At 42.0% G+C, this 22,049-nt stretch carries 16 protein-coding genes and 1 pseudogene; 11 read left to right on the plus strand and 6 right to left on the minus strand.

The window, feature by feature from the left end; genetic code table 11:
- The 9 genes from WN50_RS26460 to glgB form a co-directional block, all read left to right on the plus strand.
- Positions 1-216 (plus strand): HNH endonuclease (locus WN50_RS26460; RefSeq protein ID WP_049561269.1); only part of this gene is annotated, 216 nt, incomplete at its 5' end.
- 4 nt (positions 217-220) lie between these two features.
- The gene (locus WN50_RS26465; protein ID WP_342586786.1) at positions 221-1,480 is read left to right on the plus strand and encodes an RNA-guided endonuclease InsQ/TnpB family protein; all 1,260 of its coding nucleotides are present in this window, start codon (positions 221-223) and stop codon (positions 1,478-1,480) included.
- Positions 1,481-1,675: 195 nt separating this feature from the next.
- Complete coding sequence (btpA, locus tag WN50_RS26470) at positions 1,676-2,539, plus strand: photosystem I biogenesis protein BtpA (RefSeq protein ID WP_046279566.1); 864 nt, start codon at positions 1,676-1,678, stop codon at positions 2,537-2,539.
- Positions 2,540-2,690: 151 nt separating this feature from the next.
- Positions 2,691-3,608 carry a vitamin K epoxide reductase family protein gene (locus WN50_RS26475; protein WP_046279561.1) on the plus strand — a complete coding sequence of 306 codons (918 nt, stop codon included), beginning with the start codon at positions 2,691-2,693 and terminating at the stop codon, positions 3,606-3,608.
- Positions 3,609-4,019: 411 nt separating this feature from the next.
- A complete protein-coding gene (locus WN50_RS26485; protein ID WP_235441141.1) occupies positions 4,020-6,134 on the plus strand; it encodes a CHASE2 domain-containing protein in 2,115 nt (704 codons plus the stop codon).
- Between the two features lie 618 nt (positions 6,135-6,752).
- Complete coding sequence (locus WN50_RS26490; protein ID WP_046279563.1) at positions 6,753-6,983, plus strand: hypothetical protein; 231 nt, start codon at positions 6,753-6,755, stop codon at positions 6,981-6,983.
- Between the two features lie 195 nt (positions 6,984-7,178).
- Complete coding sequence (locus WN50_RS26495) at positions 7,179-8,384, plus strand: 5-(carboxyamino)imidazole ribonucleotide synthase (RefSeq protein ID WP_046279564.1); 1,206 nt, start codon at positions 7,179-7,181, stop codon at positions 8,382-8,384.
- Between the two features lie 102 nt (positions 8,385-8,486).
- Positions 8,487-9,629 (plus strand): RNA-guided endonuclease InsQ/TnpB family protein, encoded by a 1,143-nt coding sequence (locus WN50_RS26500; RefSeq protein ID WP_049561272.1) that lies wholly within the window; start codon positions 8,487-8,489, stop codon positions 9,627-9,629.
- 99 nt (positions 9,630-9,728) lie between these two features.
- Entirely contained in the window at positions 9,729-12,041 is a 2,313-nt protein-coding gene (gene glgB / locus WN50_RS26505; RefSeq protein ID WP_046278081.1) for a 1,4-alpha-glucan branching enzyme, read from the plus strand.
- A gap of 358 nt (positions 12,042-12,399) precedes the next feature.
- Here glgB and WN50_RS31185 read toward each other — a convergent pair whose 3' ends face one another.
- From WN50_RS31185 to psaK, 4 genes and pseudogenes are all read right to left on the minus strand, one after another.
- Complete coding sequence (locus tag WN50_RS31185) at positions 12,400-14,226, minus strand: GGDEF domain-containing response regulator (protein WP_053221604.1); 1,827 nt, start codon at positions 14,224-14,226, stop codon at positions 12,400-12,402.
- Positions 14,227-14,230: 4 nt separating this feature from the next.
- Positions 14,231-17,416, minus strand: a complete 3,186-nt coding sequence (locus tag WN50_RS26520) for an ATP-binding protein (RefSeq protein ID WP_049561273.1) — start codon at positions 17,414-17,416, stop codon at positions 14,231-14,233.
- Between the two features lie 114 nt (positions 17,417-17,530).
- Positions 17,531-18,735 (minus strand): annotated as a pseudogene (locus tag WN50_RS26525) (site-2 protease family protein).
- Between the two features lie 99 nt (positions 18,736-18,834).
- Positions 18,835-19,113, minus strand: a complete 279-nt coding sequence (psaK, locus tag WN50_RS26530) for a photosystem I reaction center subunit PsaK (RefSeq protein WP_046280366.1) — start codon at positions 19,111-19,113, stop codon at positions 18,835-18,837.
- Positions 19,114-19,358: 245 nt separating this feature from the next.
- Here psaK and WN50_RS26535 point away from each other — a divergent pair, with 245 nt between their 5' ends.
- Positions 19,359-19,991 carry a phosphoribosylanthranilate isomerase gene (locus tag WN50_RS26535; protein WP_046280367.1) on the plus strand — a complete coding sequence of 211 codons (633 nt, stop codon included), beginning with the start codon at positions 19,359-19,361 and terminating at the stop codon, positions 19,989-19,991.
- 3 nt (positions 19,992-19,994) lie between these two features.
- Here the strand turns inward: WN50_RS26535 and WN50_RS37010 are convergent, their stop codons facing one another.
- A complete protein-coding gene (locus WN50_RS37010; RefSeq protein ID WP_281062909.1) occupies positions 19,995-20,117 on the minus strand; it encodes a hypothetical protein in 123 nt (40 codons plus the stop codon).
- 126 nt (positions 20,118-20,243) lie between these two features.
- A complete protein-coding gene (locus WN50_RS26540) occupies positions 20,244-21,524 on the minus strand; it encodes an RNA-guided endonuclease InsQ/TnpB family protein (protein ID WP_046280231.1) in 1,281 nt (426 codons plus the stop codon).
- 31 nt (positions 21,525-21,555) lie between these two features.
- Here WN50_RS26540 and tnpA point away from each other — a divergent pair, with 31 nt between their 5' ends.
- A complete protein-coding gene (gene tnpA / locus WN50_RS26545; protein WP_039895582.1) occupies positions 21,556-21,975 on the plus strand; it encodes an IS200/IS605 family transposase in 420 nt (139 codons plus the stop codon).
- Positions 21,976-22,049: the final 74 nt, after the last annotated feature.

Raw genomic sequence — 22,049 nt, forward strand, 5'->3', positions numbered from 1 at the left:
TATCTATTAAAGAAACAAAAAGGACGCTGTACATACTGTGGATTACACTTCCAAGATGGAGATCTACTAGAAACCGACCATATCATCCCTAAATCAAAGGGTGGTAAAGACAACCGAGATAACAAGCAGTTACTCCATCGACACTGCCATGACCTTAAAACTGCAAAGGATACAACTGGTACTCAAGACAAAGAGCCATTGGAGAGAGGAGCGTAATGAGGTGAAAGTCTCACGTTACGTTCTGAAGCCGAGCCAGAATGGTGACATATCTGGCTTAGGGCAACCAACACCTGCTCAACAAACCAAACTTTCAAAGCTATTTGGCTGTTGCCGAGTAGTCTGGAACGATGCTTTAGCTAATTGCATTGAGATGTACAAAACTGGGCAAAAGAAACCTAGTAATGCTCAACTCCAAAAGCAGTTTATCACCCAAGCTAAGAAGACAGAGGAACGGGAATGGTTGTCGGAAGTTTCTAATATTCCTTTACAACAATCTTTGAACGACTTAGAACAGGCTTATCAGAACTTTTTTAAGTCGTGTAAGGGAACGCGACTTGGGAGAAAAGTTAGACTGCCTAAGTTTAAAAAACGAAACGCCAAGCAGTCAGCCAGGTTTCGAGTTGGTGGCTTGAAACTGGATGGAAACAAAATATCTTTAGCCAAGATTGGAAATTTAAAGATAGTTTGGTCAAGACCTCTAGCTTCTAAGCCTTCATCAGTAACGGTCATTAAAGACGCTGCTAATCGTTATTTTCTAAGCTTTGTTGTTGAGGTTGATCAACAATTAATGCCCAAGTCTCCCAACAGTATCGGGATAGACTTGGGCATCAAAACGTTTGCGGTTCTAAGTTCGGGAGAGAAAATAGATGCTCCCAAACCTCTAAAAAAACGGATAAAAAGACTGAGGAAACTCAATCGAAACTTATCTCGAAAACAGAAGGGTTCTAAGAGATACGAACGAGCGAGGGTTAGAAAAGCTAAACTCTACGCCCAAATGAAGGATACCCGCCAAGACTTCCTCCACAAACTATCAACCCAAATAATCATCGAAAACCAAGTGATTGTTTTGGAAGATTTGAATGTGTCGGGAATGGTCAAAAATCGTAAGCTTTCAAAAGCAATTAGCGATTTAGGGTGGAGACAGTTTAGAACCCTTCTTGAAGGTAAAGCCGAAAAGTATGGCCGAGAATTTCGAGTAATAAGTCGGTGGGAACCGACAACTCAAAAATGTTCGTGCTGCGGCTTTAAAGGTGGTAAATTAGATCTTTCTATTCGGGAATGGACTTGTTTGAACTGCACCACAGTTCACGACAGAGACGGCAATGCCGCCGTAAATATACTAATCGCCGGGGGACACTCGGAGATTTTAAACGGATGTGGAGGCAGGCATAAGACTTCGGTCATTGAAGCAGCAGCCGGTGAAACGTCAACCCACCTAGAGAATCCTGTTCAATTATCAATATTTGATATTTTGCAATAGTCTTCTGCTGGGAATCCCCGTTGTTTATGACGGGGAGGATGTCAACTCAGTCTTCCGGCAATCCCAACGCGATTAGTCATCGTGTCACCGTTACCGATAAAATCTTATGGTATACCGTCTCAAACCGTTGTCTATGCAATTGCCACTGTAGCCAATATCCTGGCTTTAGCATCTTGGTGGTTTAAGGTAAACCTTGTGGACTTAAAGCAAATCTTTCAAACACCCAATCCGATTATTGGTGTCGTACATTTACTCCCTCTACCGACCTCTCCCCGTTGGGGAGGCAATCTCAAAACTGTTATGGATCGAGCCGAACAGGAGGCGACAGCCCTAGCCTCTGGCGGTGTGAACGGTATTATAGTGGAGAACTTTTTTGATGCTCCCTTTGCCAAAGATCAGGTCAATCCGGCTATTGTCAGTGCGATGACGTTGATTGTACATCGGCTGATGAACTTGGTAACCGTGCCAATAGGCCTTAATGTGTTACGCAATGACGCTCAAAGTGCAATGGCTATAGCCTCCTGTGTCGGAGCGCAGTTTATTCGTGTCAACGTCCTCAATGGGGTGATGGCAACCGATCAAGGATTAATTGAAGGCAATGCCCATCAACTCCTACGCTATCGACGAGAACTCGGTAGTGATGTGAAAATCTTGGCGGATGTTTTGGTTAAACACGCTACACCTCTGGGTTCTACCCTGATGAGTACCGTAGTCCGAGAAACGATAGAACGGGCTTTGGCCGATGGAATTATCTTGTCGGGTCTGTCTACGGGAAGTCCACCGAGTTGGGAGGATCTAGAATTGGCGCGGACGGCCGCCGGATCAACTCCACTTTTTATTGGCAGTGGTGCCAATTGGGAAAATATTCCGAAGTTGATTCAAGCCGCAGATGGTGTGATTGTTTCGAGTTCTCTCAAGCGACATGGACGCATTGACCAACCGATTGACCCGAGTCGGGTACGGCAATTTGTGGAAGTCATGCAGCGTAGTGTCTCAACGACAATTAAGCCTGATCTGTGGAAATTAGACAAACAAAAGTCAGAGTTTCCCCTTCCCTAATTTCTAGTCTCTATTGAGAGTTCAACTCGAAACTTGATGTTTAGAGGAAACGAGAGGATTATTGTCAATTTTTCAACGATTGGCTACTCAAATCAAAGATCGAATCACTAAGATCTAGAATTGAATGTCCTCTCATACCTCCAATTAAGTTATGATTGCCAAACGTTCTAGTCCTTGGATTCATCGCTGGTCTCGGCCGATCTCGGCTGCGATCGCTAGCATCGGAGCAGTCGAGACCGCCTATCTCACTTGGGTCAAACTCACGGGCAATTCAGCAGCCTGCCCAACTCAGGGCTGTGAGCAAGTGCTAAATAGCCCCTATGCGAGTATTTTCGGTCTACCCCTAACTTTATTCGGGTTGCTGGCTTATCTCAGCATTGGGATACTTGCTATTGCCCCTTTATTAATCGATCGTCATACTCAAAAATCTCTGCGCTCAAATGTCGAAGAACAAACTCGACTGCTGATGTTTGCCCTCAGCACGGCGATGGTGGTGTTTAGCGGCTATCTGATGCAGATTATGGTTTTTGAGATTCAGGAGTTCTGTCCTTACTGTGTTGCCTCTGCACTCTTTGCCCTGAGTTTGTTTATTCTGAGTATTTGGGGTCACGATTGGCAAGATCCCGGACAACTATTACTCACGGGTTTAACGATTGGCATGGTGACGTTAATTGGGGTTTTAGGTATCTACGGCAGCATTAATTCTTCACAAACTTCTCTTTCTTCTAGTAATTCTTCCGATCCCTACGAGATCGCGACAACCTCTGGGCCTGCTGAACTGGACTTGGCTCGTCATTTACAGCAAATCGGTGCCAAAGAATACGGCGCTTACTGGTGTCCTCACTGCAAAGATCAAAAACTGCTTTTTGGCAAAGAAGCATTTGCTATGATCGATTATGTGGAATGCGATCCTAAAGGCAAAAATGCTAGATCATCACTTTGCCAAGAAGCAGGGATAACGGGATACCCCACTTGGGAAATTAACGGTCAATTCTACCCCGGTATTCTATCACTGGAAAAATTGGCTGATTTATCGGGTTATCAGGGGCGGCGTAATTTTAAATATTAGGGTGAAATTAGCTCAGTAACTCTCGTCAGAACAACGAGGATTGACAGTGTTACTTTGAGGTCAGGGTCAACGATTGAAAGAGTTGAGCCGCATTTACTTTCCGATGGGATTTCAACTGGTGCAGGAGCAGATGACTTAATTTTCAAATGTTCCTGGACAAATTGTTCAGTACCCGTATAATTTGGCAAGCCGAATCTGGCTATCCTTGCGTCAGCTTCGCAGTGGAAGGTGGGCTTTTGAGTCTGCATAACACAACAGATTCAACCTCGTTAACGCATCAGTTCAATCGGTTAGATTATCAAGACAGGAGCTAGACGGTTGCTTTGGATACTTAGAACAAGAGTTGGAAAATTCCATAAATACAAGCCAAAATTAGCACTGCTCACGGGATGGTTCTCGCAACAACATCGAGTGATCTTGACCTCTTCCAGTATCGCAGGAATTGTGATTGTTTTGCGGGCTTTAGGGCTATTACAGCCTTTGGAATGGTCAGCGCTGGATTTGTTTTTTCGTTTGCGGCCTTTAGAGCCTGTTGATCAGCGTATCCTGATTGTGGGAATTGATGAGTCTGACCTACAAACCTATGGTTTCCCCATACCGGATAATAAACTCGCTCAACTTTTACAACAAATCAATGCCGCACAGCCTCGAGCAATTGGTCTTGATCTCTATCGAGATTTACCCACTGAACCGGGTTACGCTGAATTAGTGCAAGCGTTTGAAACGATTCCGAATTTGATTGGAATTGAAACCTTTGAAACGGCGAGTGGTATGCCTGTTAATCCTCCACCCCTACTTTCACAGAAAAATCAGGTCGGTTTTAATAATTTTGTCACGGATACCGATGGGGTGGTGCGACGAGGTTTGCTTTATGTTTGGTCTGCTGATGCTAAGATTCTCCAGAGTTTTCCACTGAAACTCGCTACGATTTATCTGGAGAGTCAAGGCGTTCCCCTCACGGTACTCGAACCGGGATCTGATTGGTCTATTGGTCAAAATCCGATTCAACGCTTTCGTCAAAATGACGGGGCTTATGTGCGTGTCGATGATCGCGGTTATCAATTTCTGGCAAATTTTCTTGGGCCTGCTGGTCGGTTTCCGATGGTTTCGATGACTCAAGTGTTGGAGGGTCGAGTCTCACCGGATTTAATTCGTGATCGGATTATTCTGATTGGCCCGGCTTCTTCGAGTGTGAAAGATTTTCACTTGACGTCTTACAGTGGCGGCCTGTTCAAATCTCGTGAGAAAATGTACGGGGTTGAACTGATGGCGAATTTTGTCAGTCAACTTCTGAGTACCGCTCTCGATGGCCGAACTCAGATTCGGGTTTGGTCTGACCCGATGGAAGGGTTATGGATTTTGGGCTGGTCTTGGGTAGGGGCGACTTTGTGTTGGAAGTTGCGAGCGCCTTATCGCTCAACGGTTCTGATTTTATTGTTGAGTACGGGTTTGAGTGGGGGCGCTTATCTGCTTTTTTGCTATGGATGGTGGATTCCGGTTATTCCTCCGTTGATGACGCTTGTGGGTTCGGCGGTGGTTGTGATTGGGTATTTGGCTCATTTACAAGGGGAATTTAAACGCTCTACAGACTTTTTGAGTAGTGTGATCAACACGATTCCTGATCCGATTTATGTGAAGAATAAAAACCATCACAAAATTGTGATTAATGAAGCTTATTGTAAATTGGTGGGCTATCCGATTAATACTTTGATGAGTAAATCGGATTATGAGTTGTTTCCGCAGCAGGAGGCTGATGTTTTTTGGCAACAAGATGAACTGGCTTTCTACCGTGCCGGAGAGCAGGAAAATGAAGAAAAACTCACGAATGCTCAGGGTATTACTCATTTTATTGCAACGAAGCGATCGCTTCATCGAGATGCGGCTGGGAATATTTTCTTGGTGGGTGTGATTCGTGATATCACTGAACGGAAGCGATTGGAAGAAGAACTGAAACGGATTGCGGCTGAATTAGAACGTTATAATGCTCAACTGAAAGTTCACGCTGAACAAGATCCTCTCACGGGTTTAGCCAATCGTAAAGTTTTTTACGATCGCCTAGAACAATCTTTAGAATGGGCAAAAAATAATAATAAGTTAGTTGCTTTATTATACTTAGATCTCAATGATTTCAAGTTGATTAATGATACATTGGGGCATCATATTGGTGACTTGGTGTTAAAAACAGTAGCTCAACGATTGCAGGGATGTTTACGCAGTAGCGATATGGTTGCTCGATTAGGGGGAGATGAATTTACGGTAATTTTACCCGGAATTCCTCGGAAATCTGATGTGATCAGAGTCGCTGATAAAATTCTCCATACTATTACTCAAAATACTCAAATTGAGGGACATTCTATATCAATTACAACCAGTATTGGTGTGAGTGTTTATCCTCTTGATACTCAAGATCTAAATGACCTCATTCAAAAAGCTGATCAGGCAATGTATCGAGCTAAACGTTTGGGTAAAAATAGATATGAGTTTGCAATTTCACAATCTCATCAAAAAGTCAATCAGTTGCAATAAATTTTAAAATAATGATGATCACCTATAAAATTATTATATATAGCAGTCCGTTCTGAGTTGTGTGTCATATCTTCTTGCAAAAGGCAAAAGGCAAGAGGCAAAAGGCAATCTTGGAAAGTCGTTACAGACTTTTTATCAGCTTTTAGATTTCTCACAAATCATTTCTGATTGCTATAGCAGAGAAAGAGTTGATTAGGACACTGTTTTTCTGTCAAATCCTTTTATGATAAAGGTTTCAATTCTGTCTCCAGTCTCGGTGTCTCCTGATTTCTGCTATAGCATTTTCCAAACCTAGTATCCCCATACCTAAAGGTAGGGGCGTCTGCGGCAATTTTTGGTAACTCAAGAAAATACTGAAAATTTTGACAACTCACTCCCGCGCACCGGAGGCGATATGGGAATGTCCGATGAGTCTTAAATCCTTTCTGGTTAGGCATTCTGGCTTTATACTCGCCACGCTCAACTCAGAAGTCCAGATCTCCGTAAATTTGCGGAAAAATTTATAAAGTGATTTGTTAAATTTCCGTAGATCAGTAAAAACACTGATATACTGGAACCAAAGGAAAACCTATTGATAATTCTTGTGGGTAAGTTGAGTTAATCAGGGGTATTACTTCTATGGGGTGCTTTATTCGGTTGACAACTGCTGCTACGCTCGTCTTAGGTGTACAGCTCGTAATGCTAGAAGTCGCTCATGCTCGATATGAGTCAGAACCTAGATCTAATAATTTTCAGGTCTGTGAGACAACATCAAGTCCTCTAGAAAGCGTGATTTGCCCTTTGCAGGAGGGTAACACTGATGGAGGAATGCCGGATACAGGCAAAGATAGTAATGGCGGAGGACGGTAAGCTTCAAACCTCCAGAAAAGATTTGCCACTATATTCTACGAGATTGCGATCCACTTGCAAGGCTGAGATTTGTGAGTCTCTGTGGACAGATACTCGCCCCTGACACGAAATTTGAGCAAAATGGTTAAGTTGAAGGGTGACTTAACCGTTTACCGATAAAATGAGGGGTAGTTTCAGCTTTCGGAGAAGCCAGTCATGGCACAACAACTTAAAATTCTTAAGCGAGTGGGTGTGATTGGCGGGGGACAGTTAGCCTGGATGATGGCAGGTGCGGCTCAGTCGTTAGGTATTTCGGTGTCAGTTCAAACTCCTAGTGCCGATGACCCGGCGGTTTCTCTGGCAACAAAGACAATATACGCAGAAATTGAAGATGCTCAAGCGACTGCTGAGTTGGCAAATCACTGTGATGTAATTACCTTTGAAAATGAGTTTGTTGATCTTGAAAGCCTTTATCCCCTCAGTCAACAAGGGGTCTGTTTTCGTCCCCGTTTGGAAGCGTTAAGCCTATTGCTTGATAAATATGATCAGCTTTGTTTTTTGCAGGAATTAGGGCTGCCTGTTCCTCAGTTTCAAGCGCTGACACAGGGCGAGGAAGCAGATGCAGTTCTGCACAAAATTGAGAAGACTTGGGGATTTCCTGTTGTTTTGAAAACCCGTCGTCATGGTTATGATGGACAGGGAACATTCATCCTTAAGGATGAGGCGAGTTTACGCTCGACTTGGGTAAAGTTAGGCTACCCTCCGGTGTTGCTTCAAGAGTTTATTCCCTTTGAACGGGAGTTGGCGATAATTGCGGCTCGTTCTGTTACAGGTGAAGTCGCTGTTTATCCGGTTGTGGAAACTTATCAACAAAATCAAGTCTGTCGTTGGGTTATTGCTCCGGCTAATATTTCTCCGACTTTAACGCCTAAACTTGAGGCGATCGCTCATAAACTCCTCAATAGTTTACAAGCAGTTGGTGTCTTTGGGATTGAGTTATTTTTAACGAGTGAGGGTCAAATTTATTTGAATGAAATTGCTCCTCGGACTCACAACTCGGGTCATTTTACGCTGGATGCTTGCGAAACCTCTCAATTTGAGCAACACTTACGAGCGGTATCGGGTTTAACCCTGGGAAATCCTCAAATGAATTGTGGGGGAGTGGTGATGGTGAATTTACTCGGCTATGAACAGGCTTATGCTTTAGAAGGAAACCCTCAATCTCTCTACTGGGAAAAACGACAACAACTTGCTGATATTCCCAGAGCAAATGTTCATTGGTATGGTAAAACTGAATCTCGTCTCGGAAGAAAGTTAGGTCATGTAACGGTTTTGCTGGATGCAAAATCCCCCGAGCAATACCAAGCAGAAGCTGAGGCGATCGCTAAAAAGGTTGAATCAATTTGGTATGCTCATCTTTAAATCGGCAGGAGACCCCCACCATAAGTTTACGTTGGCGATAGGAGGAATGCCACTCCACTAAAATTTACAACTCTGCTACACTCAGATGAGTATAATAGAGCCATGACACAAGCAATTACGGTTAAATGCAAGCTGATAGCCCCACCCGACTTGACCGAGCGGGTCAACGAAACTCTGGTGGGATTTTCCGATGCCTGCAACCGCATATTGCAAGTGGCAAAAGAAAACAACTGTTGGAACACCACCAAACTGCATCACCTGACTTACAAACCAGTCAGAGAGGCGACGGGACTGAAAGCCAATCACGTTTGTCAGGCAATTCGCCGCGTGGTGAACCAGCGCAAAGCCACCAAACAAATTCACAAGTTTCGACCCACCAGTATTAGCCTTGATATTCGGACGTTCAAGTATATTGAATCCGAGCAGAAAGTAGGCGTAACACTGAAGTCGGGGCGGGTGAATTTTGACTTGAAAATTGGTGGATATCAAATCGCTTTGCTTCGAGGTCAATCTCCCACAAGTGCCACTCTTTCTAAGAGTAGAAATGGCAACTATTACATCAATATCGTTGTAGAAGTTCCCACTCAACCCAAAAATAAAACGCCGAAGGTTTTGGGGGTAGATTTGGGAATGAGAGATATTGCAACCACTTCTACTGGAAAGTCTTGGGATGGTGAGAAATTGAGAGAAACCCGAAGTAGGTTTGTTCGCGTTCGCGCCTCGATACAATCCAAACGCACCAAAAGCAGTAAACGCCTGCTCAGGAGGCTCTCTGGGAAGGAATCGAGGTTTCAAAAATGGGTCAATCACAACATCAGCAAACAGCTTGTTGAAGTTGCTCAACAGCTTAATTCTGCAATCGCTTTTGAGGACTTGTCCTGTATCCGATTGAGAACAAAAGTTAGAAAGAAAACCCTCACCGAAATCAACCGATGGGCTTTCTATCAGTTGCGCTTGTTTACCGAGTACAAAGCCCGTATTGCCGGAGTTGACGTGATTTTGGTTGCTCCAAGGTACACCAGCCAAACTTGTTCGATATGCCACCACATCCACCCCGAACCGGGAAAGTCTTACCGTCAGGGAAAAGTGTTTAAATGTGGTTTCTGTGGTTTTAAACATGACGCTGACGTTAATGGAGCGTTGAATATTGCTCAGTTAGGGGCTGTTGTAAACCAGCCGGAAATCTCGACCTATTCTTGTCAATTAGAGGGGCAACTTTTGTTGTTTCCTGATGGGGTGGGTTAGGGATAGAGCCCACGCCAAAAGCTTTGCGTTGGCGATGGGTAGTTTACATGAATTGCTCGTTTGAGATTAACCTGTTTGTAGTAGTAGCGTGTGAAACCCATGACCACCATCGCACTTGATCAAATTGACCGGATTGTTTGGAATCATCATCACGATCCCTTTGAAGTTCTCGGCCCCCATCAGATCGAACGGGATGGCAAAACAGTATGGGTAGTGCGAGCCTACCTCCCCACTGCTGACGCGGCATGGGTGATTTTGCCAGAGCAACGAGAAGAATATGCAATGCAGTCGGTGCATAACCCCCACTTCTTTGAATGTATTCTCGATTTTGATCTACCGAAACTCGCCAATTATCAAATTCGCTATAAGGAAGGGGAGCATGATCGGGTGATTTATGATCCCTATGCTTTCCGTTCTCCAAAACTGACTGAGTTTGACATTCACCTGTTTACCGAAGGAAATCACCACCGCATCTATGAGAAACTTGGCGCTCACTTAGATACGATTGATGGGGTGAGTGGTGTTTACTTCGCGGTTTGGGCGCCGAACGCTCGTAACGTTTCGGTGTTGGGTGATTTCAACTATTGGGATGGCCGTAAACACCAAATGCGGAAATTTGGCAATGGCGTTTGGGAACTGTTTATCCCAGAAGTCGGCGTTGGCGCTCATTACAAATACGAGGTGAAAAACTGGGAAGGACACATTTATGAAAAATCCGATCCCTACGGTTTTCAACAGGAAGTCAGACCTAAAACGGCTTCGATTGTTACCGATCTCGATACCTATCAGTGGAATGATGCTCAGTGGATGGAGGAGCGCCGCCACACTGAACCCCTAACCCGGCCGATTTCCGTTTATGAATGTCATATCGGATCGTGGAACCGGGCGCCGATGTCTGAACCCCATAAACTCCCCGATGGCACCGTAGAACCTGCGATTCAAGCGATTGAACTTGATCCGGGTGGTCGCTTTTTGACCTATCGAGAAATGGCCGAGCAGTTAGTTCCCTACGTCAAAGAACTTGGCTATACCCATATTGAAATGCTTCCGGTAGCGGAACATCCGTTTGATGGATCTTGGGGCTATCAAGTCACAGGTTATTATGCCCCGACGTCTCGCTTTGGAACGCCTCAAGATTTCATGTATCTTGTGGATAAATGCCATGAAAACGGGATTGGCGTGATTGTAGACTGGGTACCGGGACATTTTCCCAAAGACGGACATGGTTTGGCGTTTTTTGATGGGACTCACCTCTATGAACACGGCGACCCTCGCGTTGGAGAACATAAAGGCTGGGGAACGTTAGTTTTTAACTATGGTCGCAACGAAGTTCGTAATTTCCTGGTTGCTAACGCTCTATTCTGGTTTGACAAGTTCCATATTGATGGAATGCGGGTGGATGCAGTAGCTTCGATGCTCTACCTCAACTATTGTCGGGAAGATGGGGAATGGGTTGCTAATAAATACGGCGGTTGCGAACATATTGAAGCGGCTGATTTTATTCGTCAAACCAATCATGTCTTGTTCGGCTATCATCCCGGTACTTTGATGATTGCGGAAGAATCCACTGCTTGGCCGATGGTCTCTTGGCCGACCTATGTGGGCGGTTTAGGGTTTAACCTCAAGTGGAACATGGGCTGGATGCACGATATGTTGGATTATTTCCACATGGACCCTTGGTTCCGTCAGTTCCACCAAAATAACATCACTTTCAGTATTTGGTATCACCACAGCGAAAACTTCATGTTAGCCCTGTCTCACGATGAGGTGGTACATGGTAAGAGTAATATATTGGGTAAAATGCCCGGTGATGATTGGCAAAAGTTTGCGAACGTCCGGTGTTTATTTGCCTATATGTTTGCTCACCCCGGTAAAAAGACGATGTTTATGGGGATGGAGTTTGCTCAGTGGAAGGAGTGGAACGCCTGGGGAACGCTAGAATGGGAGCTGATGCAATTTGAAGCTCATCAGGGTATTAAGCGCTTCTTCCAAGATGTAAATGCTCTCTATCGCTCTGAACCTGCACTCTATGAACAGGACTTTGCAGAGGAAGGGTTCCAGTGGATTGATTGTACCGATAACCGTCATAGTGTGGTGTCGTTTATTCGTCGGGCTAAAGACACGAATGAGTTTATCGTGACGGTGTGTAATTTCACGCCTCAACCCCATAGTCACTATCGCATTGGGGTTCCTGAAGGGGGCTTCTATACGGAGTTGTTCAATAGTGACGCTCGTGAATATGGCGGAAGCAACATGGGGAACCTGGGCGGAAAGTGGACAGAAGAATGGTGGTTCCACAATTATCCCCAATCGTTGGATCTGTGTTTACCGCCTCTGGGTGTGTTGATGCTGAAGTTAGATCGAGAAAAAACGGCTGCTGCTTTAGCCGAAGGTGAAGCGTCTCAAGCCTAAATTCGTTGATCTATAGGATCTGACGCTCGTTTAGAATAATTGCCCAGTTTCTTGGAGAGACTGGGTTTTTTTGCTGTTAATATTTTTGTTAATTATATATATAGCACTACGCATTATGGTTAGGACTTATGTAAAAGCGAAAAGTTGGCGGTGTCGGTTTCCGTCCCGCCAAACTTTTTAAGAAGCTGAAAACCTTTTGTAGTCTAACTTTTGCCTTTTGCCTCTTGCCTCTTGCCTAGCGCTATAGCAGTACAAAATTCGGTTAGGACATTTCTAAATCCTAGAATCCTTTCAGAGTCTGCTGTTGCCTTTTGCATGATTGCCTAGCGCGTAGTGCTATAGCAGTCGAAGCCTTTGATTAGGACAGTGTTTTTCTGTCAAATCCTTTGATGATAAAGGCTTCAATTCTGTCTCCAGTCTCCTGTCTCCTGACTTCTGCTATAATGCGATCGCGTCCTTGCTGTTTGGCTTGATAAAGGGCGTGATCGGCTGCATTCACTAAAAGATTGGAAGCAGTCAGACAACTCGGAATCTGACTCGAAATCCCTAAACTTAAGGTGATATATTGACTAATATCAGACTTGACATGAGGAATTTGAAGCTGTCGAATTTTATCGCGAATTAATTCGGCGACTTGCACCGCCCCATCAACATCCGTATTCGGTAAAATCACTACAAATTCTTCACCGCCATAACGAGCGACTAAATCGGTTGAACGTTTGACGGCTTGAGCCATTGCTTGAGCAACTTGAACTAAACATTCATCTCCCGCTTGATGACCATAATGATCGTTATAAGCTTTAAAATAATCCACATCACACAGAATTAAAGAAATAGGTTGTTGTTCACGAGTCGCTCGACACCATTCTCGATCTAATGTTTCATCAAAGCTACGACGATTAGCAATTTGAGTCAAACCGTCAATATTGGCTAAATGTTGTAATTTTTGGTTGGCTTCTTCTAAGGCGGCTAGAATTTTCTGACGTTCGCTAATATCTTTTACAATTGTTAATATACAAGTTTTATTTTCAACTTCTATCAATTCTGCTGAAATCAAAAGGGTTTTAATTTTCCCTGTTTTGGTTCTAAATTCAAAATCTTGATCCCTCACCATCTGGCTTTTCTGCAAAGCTTTAATAAACTTCATCCGTTCATTTGAATTCACCCAAACATTGAGTTCTTTAACGGTTTTATCAATCACCTCATCTCGTTGATATTCCATCACATGACAAAAACTTTCATTCACTTCTAAATAACGTCCTTCTTCTAGAGTTGTAATCACAATTGGATCAGGACTCGCACGGAAAGCAGAAGCAAACTTTTCTTCAGATTGTTGTAAAGCTTCTTCAATTTGTTTGCGTTCAGTAATATCGGTTTGGATGCCAATATAGTGAGTGAAATTTCCGGCATCATCTCGCACTGGAGAAATAGAAACTTCATTCCAGAAAAGATCTCCATCTTGGCGATAGTTCCGCAGGATAACTGAACAATCTTCGTGATTTTTTAGGGCATTCCGAATAATCTCTAAATTGGGTTGATCTCGATCTCCCTGTTGTAAAAAGCGGCAATTTTTACCCCGAACTTCTAAAGCGGAATAGCCAGTGATTCTTTCAAAAGCTTGATTCACATAAATAATCGGATGATCGCTTTGAGTTGCATCGGTAATAATTACACCGTTGCGACAAGCAGAGATGGCTTTATCAAATAGTCTTAACTGGGTTTCAACTTGCTGGCGTTTAATAATTTCTTGGCGGAGGAGTTGATTTTGTTCTTTGAGTTGTTTTTTTTGATCTTGAAGTTTTAATTGCAGTTGAACTCTCACTAATACTTCTTCAGCTTGAAAGGGTTTAGTGATATAATCTATTCCGCCCACTTGAAAAGCTTTGACTTTATTAAAGGCTTCGTTAAAGGCACTGATAAAAATAATCGGAATATCAGAAGTTGCTGGATTTTCTTTGATTTTTTTACAAACTTCATAACCATCTATTCCCGGCATGACAATATCTAGTAAAATTAAATCTGGAGGCTTAGAAAATGCTGAGTTTAAAGCCATTTCACCATGAATTGCTTTTCGCAGCTTATACCCTTGAGCGCCGAGAATTTGAGTTAAAATTTTTATATTGTCAGGCTGATCATCAACGATTAAAATATTTGCAGGTTGAGAAGATGCTAAGAGGTTATTCATTTTTTTATCTGATCGGTTCAATGATATCTATAATTTTATCAAAACGAAAATTTTGAACGCAATCTGTTAAAGCTGCTGCAAGAGTTGCATGATTTTCAGGAATTTGAGCGATCAGCGTTAAAATGCAGTCATCATCTAAATCCATTGAGGCTTGATAAACTTCCTCTAACCAATCTGCTGACATCACCTTTAAACGCTCTGCATCCAAAGTATAACTGATTGTTTCCTTTTCAGCTAAATGGGTTTCTTCATAAACATAACGAACTCCTAAATGTTTTTCAAGCATTTCAAATATTATAGATTCTTCAAACGGTTTGCGAACAAAATCATCACATCCGGCTGAGAGAATAATGTTTTTGTCATCTTTTAACACACTGGCTGTAATCGCAATAATCGCTGTTGCTTGCCCTTTTATTGTCGTTTTAATCTGTTTTGTTGCTTCATAACCATCCATCACAGGCATTCTCATATCCATAAAAATCAAATGGGGTTCCCAATCTTGCCAAATTTTAATTGCTTCTTTACCGTTTGTTGCTTCTTGGAGTTCAAACCACAGAGGATTTAGGAGTTTAATTAAAAGTTTACGGTTAATCAGATTATCATCAACAATTAGAAGTTTATAAGAAGGTTGATTGGGTTCAAGGGCAATAATCCGACGCTGCGAGATTTTCGTTTCAACTTCTGTCGGATTAACTAAGTTTACCTGAATATTAAAGCTAAAAACACTTCCAATTCCCACTTGAGTTTTAACGTTAATCTCACCGCCCATCAGTTGCACAAATTTCTGACTAATTGCCAACCCCAAACCCGTTCCTTCTTGGGCTTGTTTTCCACTTTGAGTTTGACTAAAGGCTTCAAAGAGTTGATTGAGTTCTTCGGGAGCGATACCCACTCCTGTATCTTCGACTTCAAAATAGAGGGTTTGGGTTAAAGGTTCTGTTTCTGGAGTTGATAAGCTTTTGACTCTCACAGATACACCGCCTACTTTTGTGAACTTCATAGCATTACTGAGTAAGTTAATTAAAACTTCCCGTAACTTAATCTCATCTGTTTGAATATATTGAGGAACATCATCAGCTCGTTCAAAATCTAATTGTAATCCTTTATTAATCGATTTAAACTTAAATAATTCTTCTATTTCATCTAACAGTCGATAGAAATCAAAGCTTTTGAGGTTGAGTGTTATTTTTCCAGCTTCTATTTTACACAGATCTAAAATATTATTAATCAGCGTCAACAAATATTCACCACTCCGTTTAATAATGTTAATATCTTCTCGATGATCACTTGAAAGATCATTAGAATCAGTCATCAGTTGAGAAAACCCAAGAATAGCATTGAGGGGAGTGCGTAATTCATGGCTCATATTGGCAATAAACTCACTTTTCGCTCTGTTTGCAACTTCGGCTTTTTCTTTGGCTTCTGCGAGTTCTTGAGTGCGTTGAGCAACTTGTATCTCTAAGGTTCGGTTATAATCTGCTAAAAGTTGTTCGGCTTGTTTACGTTGGGTAATATCTTGAAAAGCGGCAATTGTATAAATAATATTACCTTGTTCATTATAAATCGGAGTTGCCCAAACTTCTAGGGGTAGAATTTGATCACGATACTGAACTTCTAGATCATCAGCGTAGACTGTTTTTCCAGTTAAAGCACGAACAACGGGTAAAGCTTCTGTGGGATAAAGTTTTCCGGTTACCGCTTGATAAATTTGGTAAGCTTGACTCAGTTCTTTTGTTTCAGCATCCAAAGGAGATTGAATGTTTAAAAGTTTTCTACTGGCTTGATTCGTATAATAAACCTTTCCGGTTTTATCATGAACTGAAACTCCCACAGGTAAAGCTTCTAGATATTGAATCAGGCGATGTTCACTATCTTTGAGTTCCGCAAAAGAAGTTTGAAGTTGATCAGCCATTTGATTGAAAGAATCAGCGAGTTCTCCCAATTCATTCGTGCGTTTTATTTCTGTGATTTTATCCCATTTTCCCTGAGCGATATCTTTAGCGGCTTGATTTAATTTAAGAATGGGTTTTGTTAGCCAACGAGCCGTGAGAATGCCTAAAAGAGTTGCTACTGTTAAAGCTATAATACATAAAATAACGGTGGTTTTAGTATTGGCATGAATCCTTGCCATAAAGTCAGATTCAGGAACAACAATTACCGTCAAGAAGTCTAAGTTTTTGTCTTGTTGAGTTCGACTGACTTGTAAAAAATAACTTTTATTGTCTAATTTAAACTTAAGTTGTTGACGATGATCAATGTGCTTGAGACTCGGAAAATGGTAAAATAAGGCTTGGGTGGCACTGCGAACGAGAAAACTTTGACTGTTAATCGCTAGTTTTTTACGTTTTTGGGGATTGAGGGATTGTGCTTTGTTTATATTTATATTTTGATTAAAAGGCAATTCTCCTGTAGAAGTTGCGATCAAAAACCCTTCGGAATTAATAATAAATGTCTCGCCTGTTTTGCCAATAGCAAGTTTTGCTAAAAAATCTCCAATTTGAGAGAGATGAAAAGCCGCAGTCACCACTCCAGAAAAATTGCCTTTCTGATCATAGAAGGGTTGAAAATTTACGAGGGTTACAATCGGTTTGTCATAACCTAAAGGCGCAGAAACACTGTGTATCCAGATTAATTCTCCTGCCTCTCTTGTTCGGCTATACCAAGGATTACCGGGCGGATCGTTATGAGGATCGTAACGATGAGTTTCAATCAGTTGAATCGGATTTCCTTGCTCATTCAGTTTGTAGTTATATTGTTCTCCTTGAGTAGATTGATTAGAAATTCTCAGAACTAGAGATCCCGGTTCTATAGCTTCAATTAATAAAAAATCTTTCGTTTCGGTGACAATTCCAATAGCATTAGCCCGATCAAAAATTTTAATTTGTTGCCAAAAGTAACGCTGTAAAAGTTCGAGATCATCGGAAGGCAAAATCCCCATTTTTAGGATTTCTGCATTATTGCGGGTAACTTTTTCTAGGGTATTCAAATAATTGGAAAAATTCTGATCAACCCGATCTCCCACCTCATCCATTAACTGATGTGCTAAGTCTTCAACGGCTTTTTGTCCGTTTTTATAGGAAAGATAGCCCACTAATCCGACTATCCCGAAGATTTGCAGCACAAAGGGAACAATCAGAACGACTCGCAGGGGTAGTCTAGCAAAAACTTTAGCAAACGGTTTTATCGGCATAGCAGTCAGGTCATTTTATCTGACTTGATCATTCCAATAATAACTCTGATTGCTTGAACTGAGAAAATCTAGCTAAATCAATGATAAAGTTTTTGGGATTGCTCAACCCTATCTTTAAGATTTGTTATAAGAAGCTGCCATTTGAGCGATCGCAGGTAAAGGTAATCCCGGCGGATAAGTTCCTTCTGATTTAATCCGTTTGATCTCACTTTCAGGAACAGGAACTTTCAATTGAGTTAACACCGCTCTAACAATATCACCGCGATCAATAATACCTGCGACAGCACCCGCAGGAGATAAAACCGTAATTCGGGGAAGTTTTTGGATTTCTAGATAATTAATCACTTCAACTAAGGGTGATTTTTCCGAGACTGTTACTAATTGATCGAGCGGTGTGACAACATCATGTAGGGTTTGAATATTCCACTGACTGCGTTCAATCACCCGTAGAGCCTCAACCGAAACTAAACCCCGATAACGACCATCAGACGCCGCAAAATACACCGGAATAATATCAGGTGTAATCAGATATTCATCGGCAAATTCTCGCAGGGTTAAATCGGCATCAACAACGCGAAATTCCCGCGTCATCGCTTGTTCGGCGGTAATTTTGATTAAAATTTCTTGTAAGTCAGTCATGCGATTGTAGGAGGTTGCATTCCGAATCGCAAACCAACCAATAAAGGCGATCCACAATCCCCCAAATTGATTTTCTGCTAAGAAGATTGTTAATCCTAATGCGATCGCTAACCAACCGATCATTTGACCCGTTCTCGCCGCCCAACGAACCCCTGTAAAACGACTTCCTGTGAATTTCCACACGGCTGCTTTTAAGACTTGACCGCCATCTAAAGGTAAGCCAGGAATCATATTAAATAGAGCTAAAACGAGGTTAATTCCAGCTAGCCGATCCGCTAAGGCGCCTGTTAAACTCGATTCGGGCAGAACCTCAGCCGTTAAACTCAAAACAAAAAATAATCCTAAACTAACGAGAGGGCCTGCAATTGCCACTTGAAAAGCTTGACCCGGAGTTTTTGATTCGCGATCAATGGATGCAATCCCTCCAAACAAAAATAAAGTGATAGAATTGACTTGAATTCCTTGAGATTTGGCGACTAAACTATGCCCTAGCTCATGCAATAATACAGAGCCAAATAACAACAGCGACACGGCTAATCCCGCAGTCCACGACAAGATTTGCCCCCACTCCAAGTAGTCCTGGCCATTGGCAAGGGTTACGAGAGCAAAATTAAAAACCAAGAAGAATCGATATAGAGTGGAATGCCAAATATCGATCCAATTCGCCAACCTGCTTGCATGAGCTTTGTCCTTGACTGTCGCTATTCCTGTTGTTGATATCCAGGATTGATTGATCTTCTTTCTTCCAGTGTACCAACAACAGCCTTATTCGTTGAGCTTTAGAGGACGCCTGCGTTACTCAGTCCGAGAATCATTCCGGCACCGAGTAGATGTCCGAAACTGGCTGTAGCCAGCAATTCGGGAACACCGAAACCTGCAAATAAACCGGGTAATTGCACCGGGAGAGCGGGGCCTTTGCCGCGATTTTGAATCGCATAAAATCCAATCATGATCGCAAATAAGTTACAGGCGATCATTACCAGTGCCACTTTCGGCGACCACGCTGCGGTTGAGGGAACGGTAGATTGCACAGCCAGAAGTAAAGATGAGTAAATCAAAATTTGGCTCTCCTAATTCAATTGATTGATGCTAAAAATGCGGTAGAATTTTAATGATCATCTGGCATTATAGGGAGTCTTTTGCCTAAAGTAGAGTTTTGTTGAAATAATTAACATAGACGTTAAAATTTGCAACAAACTCAGGTCTGATTGGAAAAATATTTCATCTGACTTCCGATAGATTCATCAAGATCGCAATAATGATTTGAGTTTAGAATTAAACCACAAAGGACTCAGGTAGAGAAATGCGCGTTAAAATTTGTGGAATTACGAAACCGGATCAGGGAAAAGCGATCACCGAGTTGGGGGCGACGACACTGGGATTTATTTGTGTTCCGAGTTCACCTCGGTTTATTACTCCCCAAGACATTCAAGCTGTTATTCAAGTGTTACCAAAAACCGTTGAACGGATCGGAGTATTTGCCAATGCTAGCCTCGAGGAAATTCGTCAAACTCTATCTGAAGCAAAATTGACCGGAATTCAACTACATGGTAACGAATCTCTAGAATTTTGCGATCGCTTGCGTCAATTCTTTCCTGATTTAGAAATCATTAAAGCCATTCGAGTCAAAACACCAGAAGCCTTAGATTTGGCTGAAACTTATATTCATCACGTTGATACCTTACTGTTAGATGCCTATCATCCTCAACAACTCGGCGGAACAGGTCACACGTTAGATTGGCATAGTTTACAACAATTTCGTCCGGCTTGTGCGTGGTTATTAGCTGGAGGTTTAACGCCAGAGAATGTATTAGAAGCGTTAACGTTATTAAAACCCGATGGCATTGATTTATCGAGTGGTGTTGAATGTTCTCCGGGTGATAAAGATTTAACTAAAGTTGCTCAATTATTTCAAGTGTTATCGCTATCTGTCTGAGAATTAATTAATCATTCTCATTTCGGTGTTCAGCCAGATTTTAGCCAAGTCGTCATCCATTCCATCATTAATTTCTTGAACAACTCCCGTAGGAATAACTATATGATCACATATAGCACTACGCATTATGGTTAGGACATTAGTAAAAGCTGAAAACCTTTTTTATCTAACTTTTGCCTTTTGCCTTTTGCCTTTTGCCTAGCGCGTAGCGCTATATCTGTGAAAGTAAACCAATGTGACGTACTCAACACCCTAAGCTGACGCTATAGGGGTCGCTTCTCTTGAATTTCTTCTAGAGCGTTTTATAGTGAGTTTCACGCCCAGACCCACTTTTTTAATTAAGATGGCACTGTTCAAATCTCTATCAAGTTCAGTTGAACAATGAGGGCAACTATGCCATCTTTCCGATAATTCTTTAGGTACAATATTGAGACAATTTGAACAGAATTGAGACGTATTTCTAGGATTAACTTTGACGACTTTCACTCCAGCGTTTTCGGCTTTGAATGATAGTATTTCGACAAATTGACCTAGACCTGCATCTGCCAAACTTTTATTTAACCCCGACTTAGCCGCTTGACCATTAGGTAAGTATTTTCCGGTTTCATCCTGTTTAGGCTTACATCGCTTTATCATATTGCGAATCTTTAAATCTTCGATAAAGATTACATCGGACTTAGCGATTAATTGATTAGCCTGCTCATAATGAAACTGCTTTCTCTGCCTTTGAATTCTTTGGTGGATCTTGGCAACCTTTCCGTACAGGAGTTTTCTGGCTCTACTTCCCTTCTTTCTACTAGCCGCTTTTCGTTGTAGCTTTTCCAGCTTGTCTTCAGCTTTACGGAAATATTTAGGAATGGGAATTGCTTCACCAGTCGATAAAGTTCCAAATTTCTCTAGCCCTAAATCAATCCCGATACTATTATTCTCTGTTGGTTCAATATCATCAGGGTTGAAGTCAGGAACAGTGTTATCAACTAAGGAAAGTGTTACATAAAAACCATCAGCTTTTTTTGTGACCAGAGCCGTTTTTATTGTGACACCTTCTGGTATAGGTCTGTGATATATGAGCTTAATCTTGCCCAGTTTAGGAAGTTGAATGTACCCGTCTTGAATACAATCAACCTTGACTCTAGAGTAAGAAAAAGTTCTATATCGACCTTTACTTTTAAAGCGAGGTTTACCACTTTTCTTCCCGTTACAATCGCCTTTTAAATACCTGTCAAAAGCTAGTTTGACTCGTTTCACCATATCCTGTAATACATCAGCATGAATGTCTTTGTATTCAGGAAAGAGTTGCTTAAGCCTAACTAAGTCTCGCTTTTGACCATAGTATTCCGGCTGTTCTCTTAGTCCTGGTAAATGAGAAACCAGTATCGAACAAGAATTAATAGGGCATCTGTTGCGCTCCCACCAATCAAATCTATCCCCTAGAAGATAGTTGTAATGGCGGCGTAACAACTCAAGCCAGTGGTTGATTCTGGCTTTCTGCTCAGTCGTAAGTCTTAATCGATACTGATATGCTAATCTCATGCTAGGATTGTAGCATATATCATTTAGTGTTGTGACTACAAAATCTTATAAGTCAACCGGACGTGCTGTTTCAAGCTTGCAAGCTCACTTGGTGCTTACAACCAAATATAGAAGAAAGGTGTTAACTAGACCTATGCTTGAACGACTTAAAGACCATATACATAATCTCTGTTCAAAATGGAACGTCCTCGTTATTGAATTCGTTGGCGAGGACAACCACATCCACTTGCTTTTTTCTTACTACCCGCAGTTAGATTTGTGCAAGTTTATTAACAACTTAAAAACGGTTACGAGTCGATTAATTCGTAAAGAGTTTGAACAAGAATTAAATCAGACTTACCGAGGAAAAGCAGTATTATGGAATGGATCTTACTTCATTGCTTCATGTGGTGGAGTTACTGTTGATGTGTTGAGAAAATACATCGAAGGACAGGAAGTTCCTGTGCATTGATAGAGATCCTGTCTGCCATTCCTCGTCACGGCAAATTAGAAATTATGCCGGACGGCTCCTGGCAGTTTAGCTGA

The sequence above is a fragment of the Limnoraphis robusta CS-951 genome (assembly GCF_000972705.2).